The following is a 3089-nucleotide window of genomic DNA, read 5'->3' as shown; positions in this document are numbered from 1 at the left end:
AACCGCTCCGCCGTCAACCCCGCACGACCCACATAACCCCGAGCCAACTGCGCACCCGCGATGTACAACTCACCCGCCACACCCACCGGCACCGGAGACAGACCCGCATCCAGCACATACACCCGCGCATTTCCAAGCGGGCGCCCGATCGGCGGGGGCTGGTCCTCGGGCCGGATGGACCGGTCCAGTTCGACGGCCGTGGTGATCACCGTGGCTTCGGTCGGGCCGTAGGTGTTCCACATGCGGGCGCCGGCCGTCCACCGGCTGGCCAGGTCCGCCGTGAGCAGCTCTGCCCCCAGGACCCAGTTCTCCACTCCGGAGAGTGCGGCGGGGTCGAGCACCCCGAGCAGCGAGGGAACCACGCTGGCGACGTTCACACCGGACTTCTTGACCATCTCGGCCAGCGCCTCCGGCTCCGACCGCTCGGCGCTCGACGCGATGGCGAGGGTCGCCCCGGCCGCGAGGGTGACGGCCACGTCGAGCACGGACGCGTCGAAGCTGAAGGAGGCGAACTGCAGGGCCACCGCGCCTTCGTGGACACCGAGGACCGGGCGCATCACCTCTGCGAGGTTGGAGACGCCACGATGGGGAACCGCCACCCCCTTGGGCCGTCCCGTCGAGCCGGACGTGTAGATCACGTATGCGAGCTGGTCCGGATCGACGGAGACGGGAGGCTCTTCGCCGGAGAGCGCGTCGTCAGCGTCGTCAGCGTCGTCAGCGTCGACGAATTCGTCGAGCAGCACGACGGGCACCGCCTCCGGCGGCAGGTCCTTCACCGTGTCGGACGTCCCCAGGACCACGACCGCGCCGCTGTCCGCCACCATGTAGGCGAGTCGGTCCGACGGGTACTCGGGGTCCAGGGGCACGTACGCACCACCGGCCCGCCACACCGCGAGGAGGGACACGACCATGTCCGCCCCACGGGGCAGGCACAGGCCGACCAGGCGCTCCCGGCCCACACCGAGTGCGATCAGTTTCCTCGCGAGGCGGCTCGCGCGCGCATCGAGCTCGGCATAGGTGAGTTCGACGTCGCCGCTCAGTACGGCGAGCGCGTCGGGAGTGCGCGCCACTCTCGCCCGGAACAGGTCGAGCACGGTGCCGTCCGGGATCTCCTGGGCGGTGTCGTTCCACGTGTGCAGAATGCGTTCGCGCTCATCGGTACCGAGCACGTCGACGTCGCGCACCATCCGGTCGGGATCCGCGACCACCGTCTCCAGTACGCGGACGAGGCGATCCGCGAAACCCTGGACGGTCTCGGCCGTGAAGAGGTCCGTCCGGTACTCCAGCTGCCCCAGCAGCCCGCCGGGGATCCCCTCCTCGTCGTGGAACTCTCCGAGGCTGACCGACAGGTCGAACTTCGCCGCGGCGTTCGTCAGGGGCTCCGACACGGCCTGAACGCCGAGCAGGTCGAGGTCGGGTTGCGCGTTGTTGTGGAAGCTGAGCATGACCTGGAAGAGGGGGTGGCGGGCCATGGAGCGTGCCGGGTTGAGGATCTCCACGAGCCGCTCGAACGGCACGTCCTGATGGGCGTACGCGCCGAGGTCCGCTTCGCGGACGCGCTCCACGACCTCCCGGAAGGTCGGGTCACCCGACAGGTCGGTCCGCAGCACGAGCGTGTTCAGGAAGCATCCGACGAGGTCGTCGAGGGCGTCGTCGGTACGGCCAGCGATCGGCGTTCCGATCGGGATGTCCTGCCCGGCGCCCATCTTCGAGAGCAGAACAGCGAGCGCGGCCTGCACCGTCATGAACACGCTCGCGCCGCAGGAGCGCGAGAGCTCCACCAGCCGGGCATGCGTTTCGGCCGGCACCTGCACACCAACGGACGCACCGTCAGAGGAGGCGATCGCAGGCCGCGGGTGGTCGACAGGCAGCTCCAGCTGCTCGGGGAGGTCGGCCAGCGCTTGCTTCCAGTAGGCGACCTGGGCGGCGATCACGCTGTCCGGGTCGTCCTCGTCGCCGAGGACCTCGCGCTGCCACAGCGTGTAGTCCGCGTACTGCACCGCGAGCGGCCGCCACTGCGGGGCATGCCCCTGGCAGCGGGCCTCATAGGCCTGCGAAAGGTCCCGGGCCAGCGGCGCCATCGACCAGCCGTCCGCCGCGATGTGATGGACCACCATCACCAGAACCCACTCGCCCGGAGCGTCGGCGACCTCCAGCAGCCGCACCCGCCACGGAAGATCCCGCTCCAGATCGAACCCGGCACGCACGGAGGCGGCCACGGCCGAAGCCACCCCATCCGCGGATACCGCTTCCGGACGGGCTTCGGGAGCACCCTCGATCGGGTCGAGGACGAGCTGGCTCGGCTGACCGTCAGGGCTCTGGCGGAACACCGTGCGCAGGCTCTCGTGCCGCCCGGCGACGTCCGCGAGCGCAGCCCGCAGCGCCTCCACGTCCAAGGCACCGGTCAGACGGAGTGCGAGCGGGATGTTGTACGTGGCGGAGATGCCTTCGAGCTGGCCCAGGAACCACAGGCGACGCTGCGCGAACGACACCGGAAGAGTCTCCGGCCGCACCCGCTGCCCCAACGGCTCCCGGGCCCGACCACCCTCATCGAGCCGGTGTACGAGGCCGGCGACGGTCGGAGCCTCGAACAACGAGCGAATACTCACCTCGACCCCGAGCGCGGACCGGATCCGGCTCACGAGGCGGGTCGCCAGCAGCGAATGGCCGCCACGGTCGAAGAAACCGTCATCGATCGACACGACGTCCAGGCCGAGGACCTCGGCGAAGAGACCGCACAGGATCTCCTCCCGCGGCGACCGCGGCCCACGCCCCGAAGCGCCCGGCGTGTACTCCGGTGCCGGCAGGGCGTCGCGGTCGAGCTTCCCGTTCGGTGTGAGGGGCAGCGCGTCCAGCTGTACGAAGGCGGAGGGCACCATGTAGTCCGGAAGCCGCTGCGCGACGAACCCGCGGAGCACTGCCGGGTCGGCTTCGTTCCCGCCTGCGGCGGGCACCACGTAGGCGGTGAGCCGCTTGTCCCCCGGGACGTCCTCGCGCACCACGACCGCGCTCTGCACGACCAGCTCGTGCTCCGCCAGCACCGCCTCGATCTCACCCGGCTCGATACGGAAACCCCGCACCTTCACCTG

At 70.4% G+C, this 3089-nt stretch carries 1 protein-coding gene; it reads right to left on the bottom strand.

The features are described from left to right. Nucleotides 1-3089: amino acid adenylation domain-containing protein (locus ACFXA3_RS39695; protein WP_385195825.1), on the bottom strand; the 3089-nt coding region annotated here is incomplete at both ends.

The sequence above is a fragment of the Streptomyces sp. NPDC059456 genome (genome assembly GCF_042750055.1).
In the GTDB taxonomy this organism is placed as follows: Bacteria; Actinomycetota; Actinomycetes; order Streptomycetales; family Streptomycetaceae; genus Streptomyces.
Note: the sequence above shows the minus strand (reverse complement) of the source record. Positions and strands in the feature narration are given on the sequence as shown.